Here is an 18,169-nt window from a genome sequence, read left to right as displayed (position 1 = left end):
TTTTTATTTGAGTGATTATAATACTGCCATTGACTTGATAATGAACGATGTTCATTATATAATTACACTATAGATGGAGGAACTATGAAAAAAATTGCAAATTTATCGTTTATTTATATGATTATGGGACTTGTCGGCGGTGTGTTTTATCGCGAGTTCACAAAATTCAATGGGTTCACAGGCACAACCCAACTCAGTGTCATACACACGCATCTGTTGATGCTGGGAATGTTTATGATGCTCATTATCTTAATCTTGATCAAACTCTTTAAGATTAATGAACATAAAGGATTCAAACGCTTCATGATGTTTTATAATGGTGGCCTTCACCTAACTGTGCTAATGATGCTCATTCGTGGTATCGTTCAAGTTATTGGGACCGATTTATCCAAAGGACTTAATGCGGCTATTTCAGGAATGTCAGGACTCGGCCATATCGCTCTAGCAATTGGCCTTGTATATCTCTTCATATCCCTTAAGGCACAAATTGCACTCGAAGAAAAATAAAAAACAATCCCAAAATCGTGATGATTGCGATCTTGGGATTGTTTTTTTATTTGGTATTAATATAAATGCGCGGAATAGTGTATCTTAAATGACTAATCATCTCATTAATCGATTGTCCCGTTATTCCGATATAGTCATAAATTGATTGGTGTGTGTTTCCAAATATCGTAACAACATCTTCAGCTTTACAATCAATATGAGATACATCAACCATAAATTGAGACATGGCAATATCACCAAGAATCGGACACCATGTATCATTAATGTAGACACCGCCACCATTCAGAGATAATGCCTTCATAATGCCATCACAGTATCCAGCGGAGATTGTGGCAAGACGAATATCATGGTCAGCGTAATATGCACGACCATAGCTAACATACTCTCCTGCTTTAATATTGCGAACCATCGCTACACGACTTTGAAGTTGCATTGTTGGTAAATAGCCTTGTTCCTTTGAATATTGAAGTTGCGAGGGATGAAATAACCCAAACATCACCATACCACAACGAACCGCATCAAATCCTAAATCACCAAAATTAAGGATGGATGGACTGTTTTGCATATGTGTTAAACCCGGATTGATTCCCTCATTTTTAAGTTTATCTAAAACTGTCTTAAACTTATGGATTTGCATTTGTGAGAAATCCAATCCATCGGATGTGTAGCTCTGTGCTTCAGTAAAATGACTGTATATTCCTAAAACATCAATACCTGGAAGCCTATAGCACTCCCTAATTTCCTCGTAAACGTCGATCCCCAAGCGATTAAGACCTGTATTAACCTTTACATGTGTTTTTATCTTAGTTCCGTGTTTAACGCCGTATGCGCTCATTTTGTGGGCATATTCATTATCAATAATGACTTGTATGAGATCATACTCAATCAAATACTGAAAGTTAGCTTCAAGTGTTGCCCCCATAAGTAGTATGGGTGAAGTTACACCACCCTCACGTAACTCTTGAGCTTGTTCAACATCTAATACTGCAAGAACATCTATGCCCATCTTCATGCATGTATGACCAATTTCAACAATTCCCAAACCATAGCCATTTGCTTTGATAACGGAAATTATTTGTGTCGATGGATTCAATGTTTTACGTAACAATGCGGTATTATGAAATACTGCACTCTCATCAACAATGATATTAACACTTTCAATCATAGGACATCTTCCACCATTTTTGTAATCAACGTTGTATAGTCAACCCCTTGTCGGGCAATCATGCTTGGATAACGGGATGTTTTCGTAAAGCCAGGAATTGTGTTAACTTCATTGAGATAAATCTGATGTTCATCTGTTACGAAGAAATCAATACGCGCAAATGTTTCGCAATCTAAGAGTTTAAAAACTTTCTCCCCGATACTTTGAACTTGTTGGCGTACTTCTTTAGGAAATTCTGATACAGGTAACGTCTCTGTAGCATGAGGGTGATACTTTTCTTGGAAATCAAAAACATCGCCGGACACATTAACTTGATCCACTTCACTAACGATATAGTCTTGTTTCGTCTTTAGAATTCCCATTCCCACTTCTGTACCTTTAATATATTCTTCAATGAGAACACGACTGTCAAATTCGAATGCAAACGCAACCGCTTTTTCTAGCGAATCCTTATCTTCAACAAACGTCACACCAAACGAAGAACCTTCACGACTCGGCTTTACAATGCATGGATATTCAATCGAAGCAAAATCAATATCGTAAGCATCCGTAATCAATTGATGCTTAGCCATTTGAATCCCACTCGCTTCGCAAACCAAGTGTGTGTAGCCTTTATCCATGCATAAAGCAGATGATAATAGATCACAACCTGTGAACGGAATATTGGCAATTCGAAGCAGACCTTGAATTTGTCCGCCCTCGCCCATGCGACCGTGAAGCATTAAGAATGCAGCATCAATATTGATTATCTTACCGTCAATTACTTGAACAAAACCAGGGTTCTCATAATCGAAGCGCAAATTAAGTTCACGATGACCCGCAAGTTCGTTCGCTTCCATTGCAGCAAGTGAGTAGTCACCTGTATACCATTTTCCATTCTTCCCAATATAAATCGGTACAAGGTCAAAGACATCATTTGGGAAATTTGCCATCACTGATGCAGCGGATGCAACCGATATATCGTGTTCACTATTAACTGATCCAAAGATTAATGCGACTTGTTTTTTCATACTATACCTCTTTCATTAAGCGTTCTAGTGAGTAGAATCGCGACCCTTTGATTAAAATCATTTGATGTTCTTTATACAATGGAACGACTGCATCATGCAAAGCTTCGAACGTTGAAAAAAACGTAAATCGTTCCAAATCTAATGTCACCATATCACTGGCCTTTCGAAACTCAGGTCCGAGAAGGTAGACATGTGATAGATTTAGTGTCTTTAGATGATTTAACATATCGGCATGTAATGCAACACTATCATCACCCAATTCAACCATGTCACTGAGTACTGCAATTCGTTTTCCATCATAGTCATATGTTGTCAGTAAATCTAACGCATATTTGGCACTGATAGGATTTGATTTATAGGCATCCATAAGAACAAGCGATGCCTCTTTATTCACCAATTCAGTACGAAGTGATGTTAGAGCTACGTGATTCAATCCCTCTCGAATTACATTCTGCGCGATTCCCATCTTCGTGAGTAATGCAATAATTCCAGCACAATTACTCGCTTGATGCCCTCCTAACAAGTTACAAGAATAGTTCATGTCATTGACCTTAAACTGAATTCCGTTGTTATTAGATGCTACTTCACTCACAACAAATTCATTATCCTTGTCATAACCAAATGTATGCCACCCTTCATCAAGTTTTCGATATTCATCAAAATCTCCTTGATAAAAGGCATAGTCATTATTGATGCCATGTGCAAATATTCTAAGTTTCTGTTCAGCAATATGATGGATATCACGAAAGTTCGCCATATGTGCCGGCGCTAAGCTCATGACCAATGCGGCATCCGGATGCACAACCTCAGCCATGAGATCAACATCCCCATCATAATCAAGCCCCATTTCAAACACTCCATATTTTGTGTTGGTATCCATTCGGAAAAGATTCAAATATGTTCCAATTTCGGTGTTTTGATTCTTATATGTAGCAATAGTCTCACCAACACGAGAAAGAACACTATAAAGAATATCTTTTGTCGATGTCTTTCCATTGCTGCCAGTAATCCCGATAAAAAATGCTGGAAGTGTTTCTCGATAAGCACGTGCAAACATACGAAGCCCTTCAAGACTATCGGAAACGAGTATTTGTGGGATATCGAGATTGAGCTTGCGATCAACGAGCAGTGCAACTGCTCCATTATCTATTGCCTGTTGCGCAAAATCATGACCATCGACACGCTCACCATGCAGGCAAACATAAAGATCCCCGGTTGAAATAAAACGTGTATCAACTTTTACACCCTGTATAAATCCATCCGCAGTATACGAACCCTGCGTCCATTCCGCTATTTTAGCAATACTTAAATCAATCATAAATTATGTTTCTCCTTCAATCCCACAAGGATAGCGTCAATGTTCTCTGTTGAACGCGCAGTACTGTAGTAGCGTCCAAAAAGCAAGAGTAGCAAATGCGCACGTGCCCACTTTTCTTTGGGTATTTTTTTCATCAATTTTTGTTCTACCTGCAGCACATTATCATCTTTTTTTGCCAGTCCAAGCCGCTTTGCAACTCTTTCAATGTGCGTGTCAACCGCAATTGCTGGAATCCCAAAACCCTCGGATAAGACAACATTCGCAGTTTTTCTACCTACTCCCGAAAGCGTCACAAGCTCATCGCGAGTTCTTGGAACAACGCCATTGAAATTATTCACAAGTTGTTGGGAACAGGCAATGATGAACTTTGTTTTATTTCTATAAAGTCCGATCTTACTTAATATCTTCTCAACATCTTCAGGATCAGCATGTGACAGCAACTCTGGCGTTGGATAAGATGCAAATAATTTTGGCGTTACTTTATTAACCGCTGCATCTGTAGTTTGTGCAGATAAGGTAACAGCAATCAACAATTCAAACGGATTCGAATAATTCAATTCACCGTGCGTCTCAGGAAACTCATGATCAAGAATGTTCAAAATCTCATCAATTGAGAATTTAGACACCTTGTTGCTCCTTCATTTTATTTGCTAAAATCGAATTAATATAATTCATCGAGACTTTTTTATAGACCATTGCACTACGTAAAGCATCCAAAATCTCCTCTTCTTGATATTTTGATAGCCAACCATTCAACATCATAAGCTCATTTTGTGAGAGTAATCTCCCAAACTCACCTTCAAACACCGCGAAGATACTTTCATTAACATATTCATATGATATACCATCTTGAAACAATCCATCCATTACAAACTTAACAGATTCCGGTTGGACTTTAATGCTCAGCATGTTGCCGCGAATAAGGTCATGTATTGTTGTATCAATCTCTGATACATCCATGGCACAGCGTCCCGCTAAGTCTTCTAAAGTTATCGGTTGACCTTGTTCATTCATGAAGTCAATCATTAACAAGATAAGTGTTTGATTCGCACTTAGTTTCAATGCACCCAAATTTTCAAGTATCCAATCGCGTCGATTGATATACGATTTGTTCCACCACATATTAAATTCCACTCCCCCTATCATAGACTAGTTTCAGTGTCTCAACATCTATAAATTTTTCATATTGTCTATTTTTTAGTACGTATACAAGTCTCTCGTTGAACACACCAAATGAAATTTCATGATCCTTAATTCCAAAATTCGAAGCTATTTCAAGAACAGGGTCAAAACCTACATTCTCATGCTCACCAGTTGTATCCATATCTTTGTTGAACCAAAAAATGAAAGTTCTATCTTCTTCAGTTATTTCCGTAATGTAATAAACTTGTTCATATGCAAAGCGACCTAAAATCCGACCATGTGAGTATCCTTTTTGTTCCATCATCGTCTCTACATAAAGTTGGTCTTCACGTTCGTAGGCACGAGCAGGACCACCAATAAAACCAACATACCCTATCCAAAGGACCGTACAAATTACGGCGATAAGTATGACAGAAATTGAAAATGACTTGATATGTTTTTTCATGTACGTACCTCTTGTAATATTTTACCATATTTACGACATCATTAACTCAAAAAGGATGGATTTTCATACGAAAAGACGCTCTTTTCAGGAGCGTCTCTTTTTAGAATTATTCTTTAGGTAACAATGTCGCTTTCTTGCGTTTTTGATCGATGAAGATATAACTTCCAAAAGAACCACTTACGACAACGAGCAACCCAGTTGCAACATATGCCCACAGTTTATATGATTGGTTAACTTTATCAAATCCGACAACTGCTGTCTTCACTACGTTCTTAGCATCCTTGTAATAAGGACCCTCTACACCATCAACAGTCATTCCATAAACAACTTCACCATCATCAAATGCCCAACCATCATAATTATTCTTAAATTTCATGGTTGAATCTACAGCTTGAAGTTTTGGATCAATTACAATTTCCTTAGATGTGTATTTCTCATCTTGTAATGTAAGCACAGCACTTTCCTCTGGTGCCCCAGTAATTACAAACGGCGTTAACTTCTCATCACTAATTAAAATGACTTCCTTGCTTAATGCATTTTCTTTGGTGAGTGTATGCCATGATGCATTCTTTTGATCATCAACAAGAAGTTGCATTTTCACTGCACCCTTTTCATAAAAGAATGATGGAATTTCTCCTTCTTTATAGTCTTTGCGAGCAAAACCTAACGTCTTCATATAAGCATCCAGCCCATCGTCATCATAGACTTTCTTTTTAACACCCTCAACATCACGAATAATATCCGGCGTTTCATCTTTGGTAACATTCAACTTAAATTCTTGCGTAATCTCACCTTTGACAGCACGAACTATAATCTCTTTGAGCACCTTATCACCATCTTTATATTCGTAGTTTTTGTCGTATGTAAGAACTACATCTTCCTCGACTCCTCGAATCTCAAGTAAAAACTTATCAACTTGTTTTGGAAGTTTATATGCGTACTCAAAAGTATCAAACTCAGGAACTATCTTCGTTAATACATCGCCAAGTCGTTTGTCAGCTGTAGAAACAATATCAATTTCCTTAATTAACGGCGTTTTTTGAGCAGTTTCTTTTTCTTCTTTTTCAGCTGCTTCACGTTCAGCTGTCTCGCGTTCCTCACGTTCAGCAGCTGTTTCTTGTGCTCCTGATGGAGTGCCAGTGCCACCTGTATTTCCACCGCCAGGATTTTCTCCACCAGAGTTACCACCTGTGTTAGGTGCAACAACATTAACTGTTGCTGAAGCACTGAGTCCAAATGGTGAATAATCGGATAAAGTAGCGCCTTCACCACTAACCGAAATATAACCAGTTCCTTCAGAACCCGCAGTCATCGTTAAACTCGTTGATCCAGCGACATCAGCAGTATGGTGTGTACCACCAGAAATTGCTCCGCTTCCTCCAATTGAAAAATCATAAACTGAGACCTCAGATGCACTGTAGCTAATTGTTACTGTAAATGATTCTCCAGGCGATACAGTACCTGGCGCAGAAATTGAAACGTAGCCAGATGCAGCATAAATGGGTAGTACCATCGTTAGCATTAATAAAAATGTTATTGTTATGTTAGTTATTCTCTTCATTATGTCTCCTAGTTAAGTGGTTTTATACCCATCATATGGCTTTTTAGCATTGCTAAGTCAACCACAGTTATTTTACCATCACCATTAATATCGGCTCGCTTAAATTGATCACCTGCCAATGTTCTGACGCCCATCATGTGACTTTTCATCATGGCAAGATCAACAACTGTGACTTTACCATCACCATTAATATCTCCGCGCGGTAGAGCAGTTACTGGTGGCTTTGGAGCATCCTTACCTGCTACAATTCTTACATTTGATGAATGAATGTAGACATAACTATTATCATAGTTGTAATTCGCTTCTCGATTTGCACCACCAGTTATCCACGGCAATAAGTTACGATTACTATCTAAAAGTGGATCGGAAGCAATTTTATACCAGATATTGTTGCCATTGATTGATTCTCCAGTTGTGCTTCCTAAAATTAGAACAGACTGCCCTAAAATTTCCGTATTATAAACCTTCGCTGATGCAGTGCTCGGTTCCTTTCTAAGATTCACTTGCGATGCATTGAGTGTAATTCCAATCGTTTGTTTGTTGTAATCAATACTGCCAAAGTGCTTATCTAGTGCATAATAATGGGCCGCTGCTTTTTCACCCCAATGCGGATCAGATGCGTATGAAACGTTAATTCCTGAGGACTTGTCACCAAGGTATCCTCCGCGTGATACAGGAGAATCAAAATCTAAATAGAACCAATTTAGAAAGTAAGTACTGTGAACTTTAATTCCGAAATCTACTGTAGGGTAATCATCAGCTTCATTCGGCTTAGAATCGTACGCGCTATGGCCAAACATATTATTTTTATTTATCGCAAGCCAACTTCTCCCCCAACCACTTTCATTAATTGCAATCCCAAAAGAAATCAAGGGATTATGGCCGAATTTTGTCCCATATGCAAAAAATGATGCAGGAGCGCCAACGAACATTGATTGGTTCTTCGCAGCATCTTGCCCCTTCGGAACAACTTGGGTAAATCCTTTCTGATTTTTAATATAAGAATCCAATTGCGCTGCAGTAATATTTGATTTGGTTCGATATGACAAGTATTGATAATAATTATAAAATGGATAACTCTGATTTACTGAGTTAGTTCTCGAACCTGACGCATAGTCAGAAATCATTGTGTTAACATTACTGTAAAAGTAATGCCCATCCGAGGAATAATAGAGTGATCCTGCCTTTAAATAGCTTGGTGCTGGTCCGTTAAGAATTTCTCCATAACCCTTGCCTCCAACAGCACCGTAGCTGATATAGTGATAAAGGTTTCCATTTTTCACTTCGTAGTGACTCGGCCCCTTAGTCTGAGCAGGGGTATATTCAAGAAAGTCTTCCGTATTTACCCACCCTTCCATTCCAGAGATTGTTATTTTGTATCTGCCATTTGCACGGTCATAAAAAGGAATAACACCTGAGAAAAAAACACTTCCCGATACATATCGATACCTGACCGAGGATGTTGAAGTTTCATAGATATACACTAATTCTTTGTCGCTTAAGTTAAATTGAATAAATCCCGATGATACTGCTCTCGCCTCAGCAACAGCTCGCAATGCATCTGGGTTATCTCCGCCAAATGCATATATATCGTCAGTTGCATTTTCCAATTCAATATCGTCTTTGTATACCGGTTCTAAAAAGGATGCCTCCAATGCTTCTTGAGACTGAACTATCTCTTCTTTACTATTTTTTTCTCCATTATCTGTAATTTCTTCAATATAGACATCCTCGTTAGAGAATATTGCTAATGGACTCGAAAAGAAAATTGCTACTGCAAGTATGACTGTCAAGACATATTTTGGTATATTATACATTGTTGTTTTAATATGCGGTGAACTCTTCTTATTCATTAAAAACCTCCCAAAAGTAATACTAATCTTAACTAAATTTTAACACATACTCCTGTTACAAACAAATTTCATAGTACAAAAATGCATCATTAATTAAGATACTTTCATTATTTTCACATATATACGCTTTAGTACCTTAGATTGATGGATTCATTACACTAACGTTTCATTAGTATCGGCTCGAAGATTGTGTTAAAATAGTCTAGATTAAGGAGATTTTAGCATGACAAAAAAAGATGTATCCATGAAAGATTACAAACGGCTTTCTTTTGGTGAGGAAGTTGCAAATTCTGTATCGCATGGAATTATGGTCGTATTTTTACTCGTAATGTATCCCTATGTATCCGTTAGAGCATATGCTCAAGGTGGGTGGCTCCTAGTATTTGGTGATGCAGTATTTATTATTTCATTATTTCTAATGTTTATGGGCTCTACCCTCTACCATGCTATGGAAAATGATTCCAAGGCAAAGTATATATTCCGTATTCTTGATCACAGTTTCATATTCGTTGCGATAGCAGGAACATATACGCCAATCGCACTAACTGTATTGGATGGTTGGATTGGATACGCAGTTGTATTTATTCAATGGTTTATGGTTATTGTTGGAATTCTTCAGAAAACAGTCGCGAAACGGTCGATGCCAAAATTATCCGTTGCAATCTACTTGGTAATGGGATGGGCAGCCGTAATGTTGATGCCACAACTCATCAAGAATACGAGCGCAATCTTCATCGGTCTCATTATTCTTGGCGGTGTTTTCTACTCAATTGGAACATACTTCTACCTTCAAAAAGATAAAAAGTATTATCACTTTATCTGGCATTTATTCATCAATGCAGCGTCATTATCACATTTTATTGCTATAGTTTACTTCATGGTTTAATGAATGATTACTCAGACTGTTCCAACAAGGAGCAGTTTTTTTCAAAAAAAAAAACGAGATTATTCTCGTTTTAAAATTTAATTAATCTTCTGCTCGTTTCACTGGGCTATCGAACACGTGCTTAGTCTCATCATCGACAAGAACACGGCGAACATCACCAGCAGCAATATAATCATTATCATGCATCCACTCCGCCAATCCGGTATGAACATCTTCAAACGAATCCGCGACAATGCGAATAATTTCTTCTTCTGGCTGCTCAATAAACTTTATACTTGTTGTTCCTTCGCCAGGAGCATCAACAGCAACAAAAAGTTTTATATCGACAAGTTCGACACGATCGTTTGTATCATAACCGATAATAAAGTTATATTCAGGTGTTCTAAGTTTGACACCCAACCGTTTGAGTTCGGAACGAATAGATTGCATCGCACGCGAATCAAGATCTTTAGAAAAATCTGGAATTGTAAATTCTGTAATTGCAAGCCACATTTTTGCGGGTTCAATTTTATCTACTGAATATGCCATAAGTCACCTCTTCAATATATTATACCATAAGAAAAGAGGCTTTCGCCCCTTATTCTCTATTAATATTAAATTTAGAACAATCTTGAAATGTCATTGAACATGATGAAAGCAAAGAATGCAAGAATTAATACGAGTCCTGTCATCATAACAAAGTTTTCAATTTTCTCTGGAATTGGACGTCCGATGATCATTTCTATAACCGTCAGAACGACACGTCCTCCATCCATAACTGGTATTGGCAATAAGTTAACAACTGCAAGATTAACTGATAGCAATGCAACCAAGTTCAAGAAGTAAATAAAGCCATAAGTCTGAATTTCAGCGGTCATCCCAAAAATTGCAATAGGACCACCCAGACTATCTGCACCGATTCCACGCACAACACGAGACAACAGGAACCACATTTGCGCAATCACATTCCCAATCTCTGCGAATGCCAATGGAATTGATTGAAAGAAACCAACATCTCGTTGTGTCGCTGGCGGTGATTGAACACCGATTTGATAGACTTTATCTGTTTCATTAAACTTCGGTGTCAGTACCAATTCATGTTCGACACCGGAACGGTCGATTGTAATTTTGATAGGCTGATCCTTGTAGACTGCAACACCCATCTGCAATTCGGAGAATGTTGTTGGAATTACAACTGACCCGTCTGCAAATTCCATTTGAACCATCATATCGCCTTCTTGCAATCCCGCCTCAGAGGCTGGAGAGTTTTCAACAACTGCAGCAACAATCGGTTGTGGAGCATCTACAATACCATTTGCAGTGAATATTGCTGTATAAATTACAACTGCAAGTACAAGATTCATAAAGATACCTGCAAGCATGATAATAAGACGTTTCCATCGCGCAATACCTAGCATGGTACGTTCAATTGGGACGTCCATATCTTCTTCACCAGGTTCACCTGCCATCGATACAAAACCACCCAAAGGGAGTGCACGAATGCTGTATGTGGTTTCCCAATGAGGTTTCTTTATTTTGAACAGTGTTGGTCCCATTCCAATTGCGAATTCCTTACAGAAAACACCAAATCGCTTTGCAGCAATAAGGTGGCCTAACTCGTGAATAAATACCAAGATACTAAGTACCACGGCAAAATATACAATACTTAATAGAAAATTCATAGACTACCTCCTACCCCAAGAACATGATGATGAGATTAAACGTGAAAAGTGTAAAAATGACACTATCTACGCGGTCTAGGACACCACCGTGACCTGGGAAAATCGAACCAAAATCTTTGACATTAAAGTGTCTTTTTATAAGACTAAATGCTAAATCTCCAAATTGCCCTACAACAGGAATTAGAAGTGAGCTTGCAATTATAACCGGCATGTTGATGTAACTTTGCGCAAATGTAACTCCGAATACAAAGGTAACTATTGCAGATACAACATAGCCAATAACTGCACCCTCAACCGTCTTTTTAGGAGATATACGCTCAATGAGTTTATGTTTACCAAAGAATCGGCCTCCGAAATATGCAGCAGTATCTGTCATGTATGTTCCAAGAAGAATATAGAAAAACACCACACGGTCAATATCTAATACAACTCTTATTGATTGAATGGCAAGTACCAACATCATCATAAGAATAAAAATATAAGACACATGTTCAAATTTAAACCATTCAAAAACAACAGTTAATGAAAACATCAACATGATGCTAAACATTGCAAATCCTGATACATAGGCATTATCTAAGATGCCACCTACGATAGTTAAAACAATGATTAAAGCTAAGATAATTGGACGTAATTCCTGTTTTCGCAATGCATAGATTTCATAAGCTCCAATTAATACTACCCCTAAAAGTAATACAAAAAGAGCTTGATTACCCATCACAAGTGCCAAACTAAAAACGGCAATTAGAGTAAATGCTGTAATCGAACGCTCTTTCATACTAAAGACCTCCAAATCTCCGTTGACGAGACTGATAGTCATCAATGCATTTAATGAACGCTTCAGGACCAAATAATGGCCATTCCATATCTACAAAGACTAATTCGGAATAGGCTAATTGCCACAATAAGTAATTGGACAACCTTTGGTCTCCTCCGGTTCGAATGAGGAGATCAACATCTGGAAGACCAGCTGTATCAAGATACGATGTTAATAAGGATTCAGTGACTTCAGTAACACCATCATCAATCATTCTCTGGGTTGCACGGACTATTTCATCACGCGATCCATAATTCAATGCAAAGTTTAGCGTCAACTTCGTGTTGTGCTTCGTCTTTTCCACTGCATTATGCATTACTTTGCGTGTACGATCGGGAATTTTCGATAAATCCCCAATCGTACACACGCGTATTCCTTTTTCATTGAGTTCTTTTAAGAAACGTTCAAAGAAAATTGCAGGCAACTTCATCAAGTAATCAATTTCCTTTTGAGGACGCTTCCAATTTTCAGTTGAAAATGCATAAAGTGTAATTACTTCCACATCCATATCCAAAGCCGCCAAAGCAATTTCGCGGACATTTTCACTTCCGAAGTAATGTCCAACTTTACGATCTTTATCACGTTTCTTTGCCCAACGACCATTGCCATCCATAATTATGGCAATATGTTTTAGGTCACTCATATTAGATTGACATTATGTCAGCGACTTTAGCCTTCGCGATATCATCAATTTTCTTAATGAACTCGTCTGTCAATTTTTGAACATCTTCAAGAATTCCACGTTCTTGGTCTTCAGGTAGGTCTGTATCTTTCTTTACTTCGTCATTAAGGTCACGACGTACATTACGAATTGCAATCTTTGCCTCTTCTGAGAAAGTACCCACTGATTTTGAAACTTCGCGACGTGTGTCTTCTGTTAATTGAGGAACATTAATGCGAATAAGTGTTCCATCATTTTGAGTTGGTAAGTCCAGTGTTGACTCATTCAACGCACGTTCAATATCTTTAAGACTTGAAGGGTCAAATGGTTTGATTACAAGTTGACGTCCTTCAACAACTGATAATTGTGAAATTTGTTCAATCGGTGTTGGTGAACCATAGTATTCAACACTAATGCCATGGAGCACTGATACGTTAGCACGGCCAGTACGAAGCGTACCCAAGCGTGATTCAAATGTTTCAATGACGTCGTCCATTAACATGCGACCGTCTGTTACGATATTACTCATTTAATTTCCTCCCTTAGAGACGCGTGTTGCCACTGCTTCGCCTCTTACTGCTTTAATTATATTATTTTTTTCATTCATATTAAATACTAAAAGATCAATATCATTATCCATACACATTGAGGTTGCAGTTGCATCCATGACAGCAAGTTCTTTTTGGAGTACTTCCATATATGTCAATGATTCGAGTCGCTTAGCATTTGGATTGGTACGTGGATCTGAATCATAGATACCATCGACTCCATTTTTTGCCATTAAAATGACATCTGCCTTGATTTCAGAAGCGCGCAATGCTGCAGTGGTATCCGTTGAGAAAAATGCAGATCCTGTGCCGGCACCAAAGACAACAACACGTCCTTTTTCTAAGTGACGAATCGCGCGGCGTGGAATATACGGTTCCGCAACCTTTGTCATATCAATCGCAGTTTGAACGCGTGTATGAACACCATGACGTTCCAATGCACCTTGAACAGCTAATGCATTAATTACGGTCCCTAACATCCCCATGTAGTCAACTTGCATACGATCAATTCCTAAGTCATCGGCCATACGACCACGGATAAAGTTTCCGCCACCTACTACAATGGCAACTTCGACTCCATCGTCAACTACCGTCTTAATTTGTGCTGAGATATCATCCAATACGGCTGCATTAAAGATTTCACCATCAGCAGAGAGCGCTTCACCGCTCAATTTTAATAATACGCGTTTATACATGTCTCAATGTCCTTTCAAAAAGGACACGTAAAGTGTCCTTATTTTTATTTTACTTGTGATGCTTTTGCAACTTCAGCTGCAAAGTCTTCTTCACGTTTTTCAATTCCTTCACCAACAGCGTAGCGAACGAAACGAACAACTTCAGTTCCTGCATCTTTTAAGACTTGAGCAACTTTGGCTTTTCCATCTTTAAAGAAGATTTGGTCTACTAAAGAAATTTCTTGCATTTGTTTGCTTACACGTCCTTTGATGATTCCGTTAACAACTTGTTCTGGCTTATTAGCTAAGTCAGCATCGTTTTTAACGATTTCAACTTGGATTGCTGTTTCTTTTTCAATAATATCACTTGGAATTTCCTTTTGTGATACATATTGTGGGCTCATTGAAGCAACTTGCATTGCCATATCACGCGCTAATTCTGCGTTATCGCCTTTAAGAACAGTTAAAGCTGAGATTTTTCCACCCATGTGAATGTAATCTCCAAATACTTCATCATCTGATTTTTCAACAACTTCCAAACGGCGAAGTGTAATTTTTTCTCCGATTGTTGCTGTTGCTGAGATAACTGCATCACTCACACTTTGGCCTTTAAGGTCTAATGCTAATGCTGCATCTAAGTCTGTTGGTTTGTTTGCTAAGAATGTAGCTGCTAAATCTTTAACCAATTCAACGAATTGTTCGTTTTTAGCAACAAAATCTGTTTCTGAGTTAACTTCAAGAATAACAGCAGTGTTACCTTCTGTTAATACTGTACTTGTACCTTCAGCTGCGATACGGCCAGATTTCTTAGCTGCACTTGCCATACCTTTTTCGCGTAACCAGTCGATAGCTGCTTCGATGTTTCCATCTGTTGCTTCAAGAGCTTTCTTGCAGTCCATCATTCCGGCTCCAGTACGTTCACGAAGTTCTTTTACTAAACTTGCTGTAATCATAATTTACGCCTCACTTTTTACTTCATCTGTTTTTGTTTCAGCTTTTACTTCAGTTTTTGGTTCTTCAGTTTTAGCATCACGGTTATCTGTACGGTTGTCTGTACGTGGTGTAAAACGTGTTTGACGACGACGGTCATCACGTTTACGACGTTCGTCAAAACGAGCACGACGGCGACGATCGTTTTCAGCAGCTTGTTGTTCTACGTTAACGATAACATCTTCCATTGTAATATCATCTTGATCTTGGTCTTGGTATGCAACTTGTAATACGCCACCTTTTGGTTCAACCATAGCATCAGCCATAGCACCAACGATTGTACGGATTGCGCGGATTGCATCATCATTACCTGGGATTGCATAATCTACTGCTTCAGGATCACAGTTTGTATCAACGATACCGAATACTGGGATTCCTAATTTACGTGCTTCTGCAACTGCATTAGCATCTTCAATTGGGTCAACAACAAATACTGCATCTGGTAATTTCTTCATTTCTTTAATTCCGCCTAAGAAGTTTTCTAAACGGTCTTTTTCTTTAAGTAATAATGAAATTTCTTTCTTTGTATAGACTTGGATTGATCCGCTTGCTTCCATCTCTTCGATTTCAACTAAACGACGGATACTCTTTTGAATTGTACGGAAGTTTGTTAATGTTCCACCTAACCAACGTTGGTTGATAAAGAATGAACCACTACGTAATGCTTCTTCTACAACGATTGTTTGTGCTTGTTTTTTAGTACCAACAATCAATAATTTACCGTTCTTTTCAGCGATTTCTCTTAATGCTGCATAAGCTACATCTAATTTTTCTTGAGTTTTGTTCAAGTCAATGATGTAAATACGGTTTTTAGCTGCATAAATATACGGCTTCATTTTTGGGTTCCAACGACGTGTTTGATGTCCGTAATGAACCCCACTTTCTAATAACTTTCTCATTGTCACAACTGACATATGTAATTCCTACCTTTCCGTTACTCCTCCACCATTTCTAAAGCAAACAACTCTTGCGAGCACGGAGTTTGCAAATCCATGGTGTGCGAATATGGGTGCCTCTTGCACCATTAATTATTCTACCATAATACTTTGTACGTTTCAACCATAAATTGGTCGAATCTATGCTGTATATGCCCAGTCGTCAAGGGATTCAATAGCAATGAGTTCGACAGGTTTTCCATTAATGTTTAACGTTGTTTTTCCATAAGGATTTTCTCTTTGCTCATTCCATGAGTTAAACTGGCCAAAGAATCGACAAATTACAGTCCCTAACCATACATAACCATCCAATCGCCCGACAACAACAATTTTATCAGGATCAATTGATTTAATTTCATCACGGATTACAGCTACCTGACTTGGCTCAACCACTTCGAATATTTCCATAATGTCACTGACATCCTCATGACCACGACGTAATGTCAAATATTCTGTTACATTTTCTTTTTTCTTTGCTTCTTCAGCAATATTCATTCCATCTCCAACCACTAATATTTTCATAACTACCTCCACGTCTCTTTATCTTAACATATATCTTAAATGATACACGTACTTTGCTTGTTCACCTACATTCCATATTGTTGTTAAGAAATAGACACAGAATTGTGGTATATTAATCCTAGTAAAAAGGAGTTATGTATGAAACGAATCTTAACTTTCTTTCTTGTTCTTGGATTATTAACTGGAGTTTCCGCCCCGGTTCATGCCGAGATTAAAGAAGATATTATCCCTCTTGACACCCTCATGTTATACAGTTCAAACTATCTGTTAATGGATCAGGATGATGGAACGATTCTTGCCCAAAACAATGGGTATGAGCGCGTCAGTCCTGCTTCAATAACAAAGGTGCTAACAGTTATCACTGCATTGGAAATGATGGAATCGCAAAACATTTCTTTACAGGAAACCTACTTAATCCCAGATGAGGTCTTTGATGGTCTTTCATCAATTGCTTCGATTGCTGATTTTGACCGTGGTGATACCGTAGTTCTCGAAGATGTTCTTTATGGTATTATGCTTCCATCCGGTGCTGACGCTACACGAACTTTGTCCATGCGCTTAACGGGCGATCCTGAAGGATTGTCGAAGTATATGAATGAATTAGCGATGCGAATCGGCATGACAAACTCGAACTTCGAGAACACAAGTGGTCTTGACGATGAAAATCACTATTCAACGCCCTATGAATTAGCATTATTAGTACAGTACGCATTGAGAAACGAGACTTTCAAGAAAATATACACCACTGAAACACATACAACAAAGCCATTAATCAACCACCCCGACGGTATCTCCTTTACAAACCTTTCACTTTACAAAGCACGAAACCTCGGATCAAAGACGCTTAAGGGAGCGAAATCTGGGTATACCGAAAATGCCGAACGTGCTTTATCCAGCGTCGCAAGTAAAGACGGAACAAACTTGATTTTTATAAGTACAAATGCTCCAAATGAAGAAACTGAGAGCACAGCAGTTCTTGACGCAGTCAACGTCTACAATCGTGTCTTTGATGATTTCAACAAGACAACAGTTATTAATGCGAAAACAATCATCAAAGAAATTCCTGTCACGTATTCCAAAGAAGATTTCCCTGTTATTTTTGAAAACGATGTCACAACATACCTTCCTAAAGATTTATCGCTTGATGATGTGATTGTTACAGTAACACCAGCAAGCACTGAATTTGTAGCACCGGTTGAGGCAGGTACAGTCATGGGTACCCTCACAATTTCTTACAGTAATAAAATAGTTCATGAGCAAACATTACTGGCAACAGATACAATCCCTGTTCGCCTTTCAAAAGTACTCCTTGATTATTGCATCGCCATCTTGAAAATCGTTGGTATTGCAATACTCATTCTAATTGCGCTTATCTTTATGATCCGTGAAATCAACCGTGCCCGTTATCGCAAGCGCCGCGAACGCCGACGCGCTGAAATCATGAAACGACGTGCCCAACAGCAAAACGAGTAG

At 38.4% G+C, this 18,169-nt stretch carries 20 protein-coding genes; 3 read left to right on the top strand and 17 right to left on the bottom strand.

Translation table 11 applies throughout. The features are described from left to right. Nucleotides 1-84: 84 nt before the first annotated feature. Nucleotides 85-507, top strand: a complete 423-nt coding sequence (locus G7062_RS06655) for a DUF2871 domain-containing protein (RefSeq protein ID WP_166065137.1) — start codon at nt 85-87, stop codon at nt 505-507. A gap of 46 nt (nt 508-553) precedes the next feature. On the opposite strand, the gene alr is transcribed toward G7062_RS06655, so the two are convergent. The 8 genes from alr to G7062_RS11585 all read right to left on the bottom strand — a co-directional run bounded on the left by alr (nt 554) and on the right by G7062_RS11585 (nt 9,002). Continuing rightward, the gene (alr, locus tag G7062_RS06650; protein WP_166065136.1) at nt 554-1,672 is read right to left on the bottom strand and encodes an alanine racemase; all 1,119 of its coding nucleotides are present in this window, start codon (nt 1,670-1,672) and stop codon (nt 554-556) included. Further along, the gene (locus G7062_RS06645) at nt 1,669-2,682 is read right to left on the bottom strand and encodes a D-alanine--D-alanine ligase family protein (RefSeq protein WP_166065135.1); all 1,014 of its coding nucleotides are present in this window, start codon (nt 2,680-2,682) and stop codon (nt 1,669-1,671) included. Before G7062_RS06645 ends, alr begins: the two co-directional genes overlap by 4 nt. Before the next feature lies 1 nt (nt 2,683). Further along, on the bottom strand, nt 2,684-4,000 hold the full coding sequence (gene murF, locus G7062_RS06640; RefSeq protein WP_166065134.1) for a UDP-N-acetylmuramoyl-tripeptide--D-alanyl-D-alanine ligase: 1,317 nt from the start codon (nt 3,998-4,000) through the stop codon (nt 2,684-2,686). Continuing rightward, nucleotides 3,997-4,626: an endonuclease III gene (gene nth, locus G7062_RS06635; protein WP_166065132.1), complete on the bottom strand. Its 630-nt coding sequence runs from the start codon at nt 4,624-4,626 to the stop codon at nt 3,997-3,999. Before nth ends, murF begins: the two co-directional genes overlap by 4 nt. Beyond that, entirely contained in the window at nt 4,619-5,122 is a 504-nt protein-coding gene (locus G7062_RS06630) for a DnaD domain-containing protein (RefSeq protein WP_166065131.1), read from the bottom strand. Before G7062_RS06630 ends, nth begins: the two co-directional genes overlap by 8 nt. A gap of 1 nt (nt 5,123) precedes the next feature. Beyond that, the gene (locus G7062_RS06625; protein ID WP_166065130.1) at nt 5,124-5,588 is read right to left on the bottom strand and encodes a transporter; all 465 of its coding nucleotides are present in this window, start codon (nt 5,586-5,588) and stop codon (nt 5,124-5,126) included. Between the two features lie 106 nt (nt 5,589-5,694). Next, on the bottom strand, nt 5,695-7,149 hold the full coding sequence (locus G7062_RS06620; RefSeq protein WP_166065129.1) for a hypothetical protein: 1,455 nt from the start codon (nt 7,147-7,149) through the stop codon (nt 5,695-5,697). A gap of 8 nt (nt 7,150-7,157) precedes the next feature. After that, nucleotides 7,158-9,002 carry a dockerin type I domain-containing protein gene (locus tag G7062_RS11585; protein ID WP_166065128.1) on the bottom strand — a complete coding sequence of 615 codons (1,845 nt, stop codon included), beginning with the start codon at nt 9,000-9,002 and terminating at the stop codon, nt 7,158-7,160. 223 nt (nt 9,003-9,225) lie between these two features. Between G7062_RS11585 and G7062_RS06610 the strand changes: the two genes are divergently transcribed. Continuing rightward, nucleotides 9,226-9,888 carry a hemolysin III family protein gene (locus tag G7062_RS06610; RefSeq protein ID WP_166065127.1) on the top strand — a complete coding sequence of 221 codons (663 nt, stop codon included), beginning with the start codon at nt 9,226-9,228 and terminating at the stop codon, nt 9,886-9,888. An 81-nt stretch (nt 9,889-9,969) separates the two neighbouring features. On the opposite strand, the gene G7062_RS06605 is transcribed toward G7062_RS06610, so the two are convergent. From G7062_RS06605 to G7062_RS06565, 9 genes are all read right to left on the bottom strand, one after another. After that, a complete protein-coding gene (locus G7062_RS06605; RefSeq protein WP_166065126.1) occupies nt 9,970-10,416 on the bottom strand; it encodes a hypothetical protein in 447 nt (148 codons plus the stop codon). 71 nt (nt 10,417-10,487) lie between these two features. After that, nucleotides 10,488-11,549: an RIP metalloprotease RseP gene (rseP, locus tag G7062_RS06600; protein WP_166065125.1), complete on the bottom strand. Its 1,062-nt coding sequence runs from the start codon at nt 11,547-11,549 to the stop codon at nt 10,488-10,490. A 10-nt stretch (nt 11,550-11,559) separates the two neighbouring features. Further along, on the bottom strand, nt 11,560-12,327 hold the full coding sequence (locus tag G7062_RS06595; protein ID WP_166065124.1) for a phosphatidate cytidylyltransferase: 768 nt from the start codon (nt 12,325-12,327) through the stop codon (nt 11,560-11,562). Nucleotide 12,328: 1 nt separating this feature from the next. Further along, nucleotides 12,329-13,009, bottom strand: a complete 681-nt coding sequence (locus G7062_RS06590; protein WP_166065123.1) for an isoprenyl transferase — start codon at nt 13,007-13,009, stop codon at nt 12,329-12,331. A 1-nt stretch (nt 13,010) separates the two neighbouring features. Continuing rightward, nucleotides 13,011-13,556 (bottom strand): ribosome recycling factor, encoded by a 546-nt coding sequence (gene frr / locus G7062_RS06585; RefSeq protein ID WP_166065122.1) that lies wholly within the window; start codon nt 13,554-13,556, stop codon nt 13,011-13,013. Beyond that, nucleotides 13,557-14,270 (bottom strand): UMP kinase, encoded by a 714-nt coding sequence (pyrH, locus tag G7062_RS06580; protein ID WP_166065121.1) that lies wholly within the window; start codon nt 14,268-14,270, stop codon nt 13,557-13,559. It lies immediately after the preceding gene. Nucleotides 14,271-14,314: 44 nt separating this feature from the next. Continuing rightward, nucleotides 14,315-15,202 carry a translation elongation factor Ts gene (gene tsf, locus G7062_RS06575; protein ID WP_166065120.1) on the bottom strand — a complete coding sequence of 296 codons (888 nt, stop codon included), beginning with the start codon at nt 15,200-15,202 and terminating at the stop codon, nt 14,315-14,317. A 3-nt stretch (nt 15,203-15,205) separates the two neighbouring features. Continuing rightward, nucleotides 15,206-16,153 carry a 30S ribosomal protein S2 gene (gene rpsB, locus G7062_RS06570; protein ID WP_166065119.1) on the bottom strand — a complete coding sequence of 316 codons (948 nt, stop codon included), beginning with the start codon at nt 16,151-16,153 and terminating at the stop codon, nt 15,206-15,208. Between the two features lie 162 nt (nt 16,154-16,315). Further along, nucleotides 16,316-16,696, bottom strand: coding sequence for a hypothetical protein (locus G7062_RS06565; protein WP_166065118.1), 381 nt, complete (start codon nt 16,694-16,696; stop codon nt 16,316-16,318). Between the two features lie 138 nt (nt 16,697-16,834). Between G7062_RS06565 and G7062_RS06560 the strand changes: the two genes are divergently transcribed. Beyond that, complete coding sequence (locus G7062_RS06560) at nt 16,835-18,169, top strand: D-alanyl-D-alanine carboxypeptidase family protein (protein ID WP_166065117.1); 1,335 nt, start codon at nt 16,835-16,837, stop codon at nt 18,167-18,169.

Origin of the sequence: Erysipelothrix sp. HDW6C (assembly GCF_011299615.1) — a bacterium.
Classification (GTDB): Bacteria; Bacillota_I; Bacilli_A; order Erysipelotrichales; family Erysipelotrichaceae; genus Erysipelothrix.
The sequence above is the reverse complement of the archived record's forward strand: the minus strand, read 5'-3'. Positions and strand labels throughout refer to the sequence as shown.

What these genes read in the sequence shown, in the direction of transcription:
- G7062_RS06655 (WP_166065137.1), top strand. Translation starts at nt 85, where the DNA reads ATGAAAAAAATTGCAAATTTATCGTTTATTTATATGATTATGGGACTT.
- alr (WP_166065136.1), bottom strand. Translation starts at nt 1,672, where the DNA reads ATGATTGAAAGTGTTAATATCATTGTTGATGAGAGTGCAGTATTTCAT.
- G7062_RS06645 (WP_166065135.1), bottom strand. Translation starts at nt 2,682, where the DNA reads ATGAAAAAACAAGTCGCATTAATCTTTGGATCAGTTAATAGTGAACAC.
- murF (WP_166065134.1), bottom strand. Translation starts at nt 4,000, where the DNA reads ATGATTGATTTAAGTATTGCTAAAATAGCGGAATGGACGCAGGGTTCG.
- G7062_RS06630 (WP_166065131.1), bottom strand. Translation starts at nt 5,122, where the DNA reads ATGTGGTGGAACAAATCGTATATCAATCGACGCGATTGGATACTTGAA.
- G7062_RS06625 (WP_166065130.1), bottom strand. Translation starts at nt 5,588, where the DNA reads ATGAAAAAACATATCAAGTCATTTTCAATTTCTGTCATACTTATCGCC.
- G7062_RS06620 (WP_166065129.1), bottom strand. Translation starts at nt 7,149, where the DNA reads ATGAAGAGAATAACTAACATAACAATAACATTTTTATTAATGCTAACG.
- G7062_RS11585 (WP_166065128.1), bottom strand. Translation starts at nt 9,002, where the DNA reads ATGAATAAGAAGAGTTCACCGCATATTAAAACAACAATGTATAATATA.
- G7062_RS06610 (WP_166065127.1), top strand. Translation starts at nt 9,226, where the DNA reads ATGACAAAAAAAGATGTATCCATGAAAGATTACAAACGGCTTTCTTTT.
- G7062_RS06605 (WP_166065126.1), bottom strand. Translation starts at nt 10,416, where the DNA reads ATGGCATATTCAGTAGATAAAATTGAACCCGCAAAAATGTGGCTTGCA.
- rseP (WP_166065125.1), bottom strand. Translation starts at nt 11,549, where the DNA reads ATGAATTTTCTATTAAGTATTGTATATTTTGCCGTGGTACTTAGTATC.
- G7062_RS06595 (WP_166065124.1), bottom strand. Translation starts at nt 12,327, where the DNA reads ATGAAAGAGCGTTCGATTACAGCATTTACTCTAATTGCCGTTTTTAGT.
- G7062_RS06590 (WP_166065123.1), bottom strand. Translation starts at nt 13,009, where the DNA reads ATGAGTGACCTAAAACATATTGCCATAATTATGGATGGCAATGGTCGT.
- frr (WP_166065122.1), bottom strand. Translation starts at nt 13,556, where the DNA reads ATGAGTAATATCGTAACAGACGGTCGCATGTTAATGGACGACGTCATT.
- pyrH (WP_166065121.1), bottom strand. Translation starts at nt 14,270, where the DNA reads ATGTATAAACGCGTATTATTAAAATTGAGCGGTGAAGCGCTCTCTGCT.
- tsf (WP_166065120.1), bottom strand. Translation starts at nt 15,202, where the DNA reads ATGATTACAGCAAGTTTAGTAAAAGAACTTCGTGAACGTACTGGAGCC.
- rpsB (WP_166065119.1), bottom strand. Translation starts at nt 16,153, where the DNA reads ATGTCAGTTGTGACAATGAGAAAGTTATTAGAAAGTGGGGTTCATTAC.
- G7062_RS06565 (WP_166065118.1), bottom strand. Translation starts at nt 16,696, where the DNA reads ATGAAAATATTAGTGGTTGGAGATGGAATGAATATTGCTGAAGAAGCA.
- G7062_RS06560 (WP_166065117.1), top strand. Translation starts at nt 16,835, where the DNA reads ATGAAACGAATCTTAACTTTCTTTCTTGTTCTTGGATTATTAACTGGA.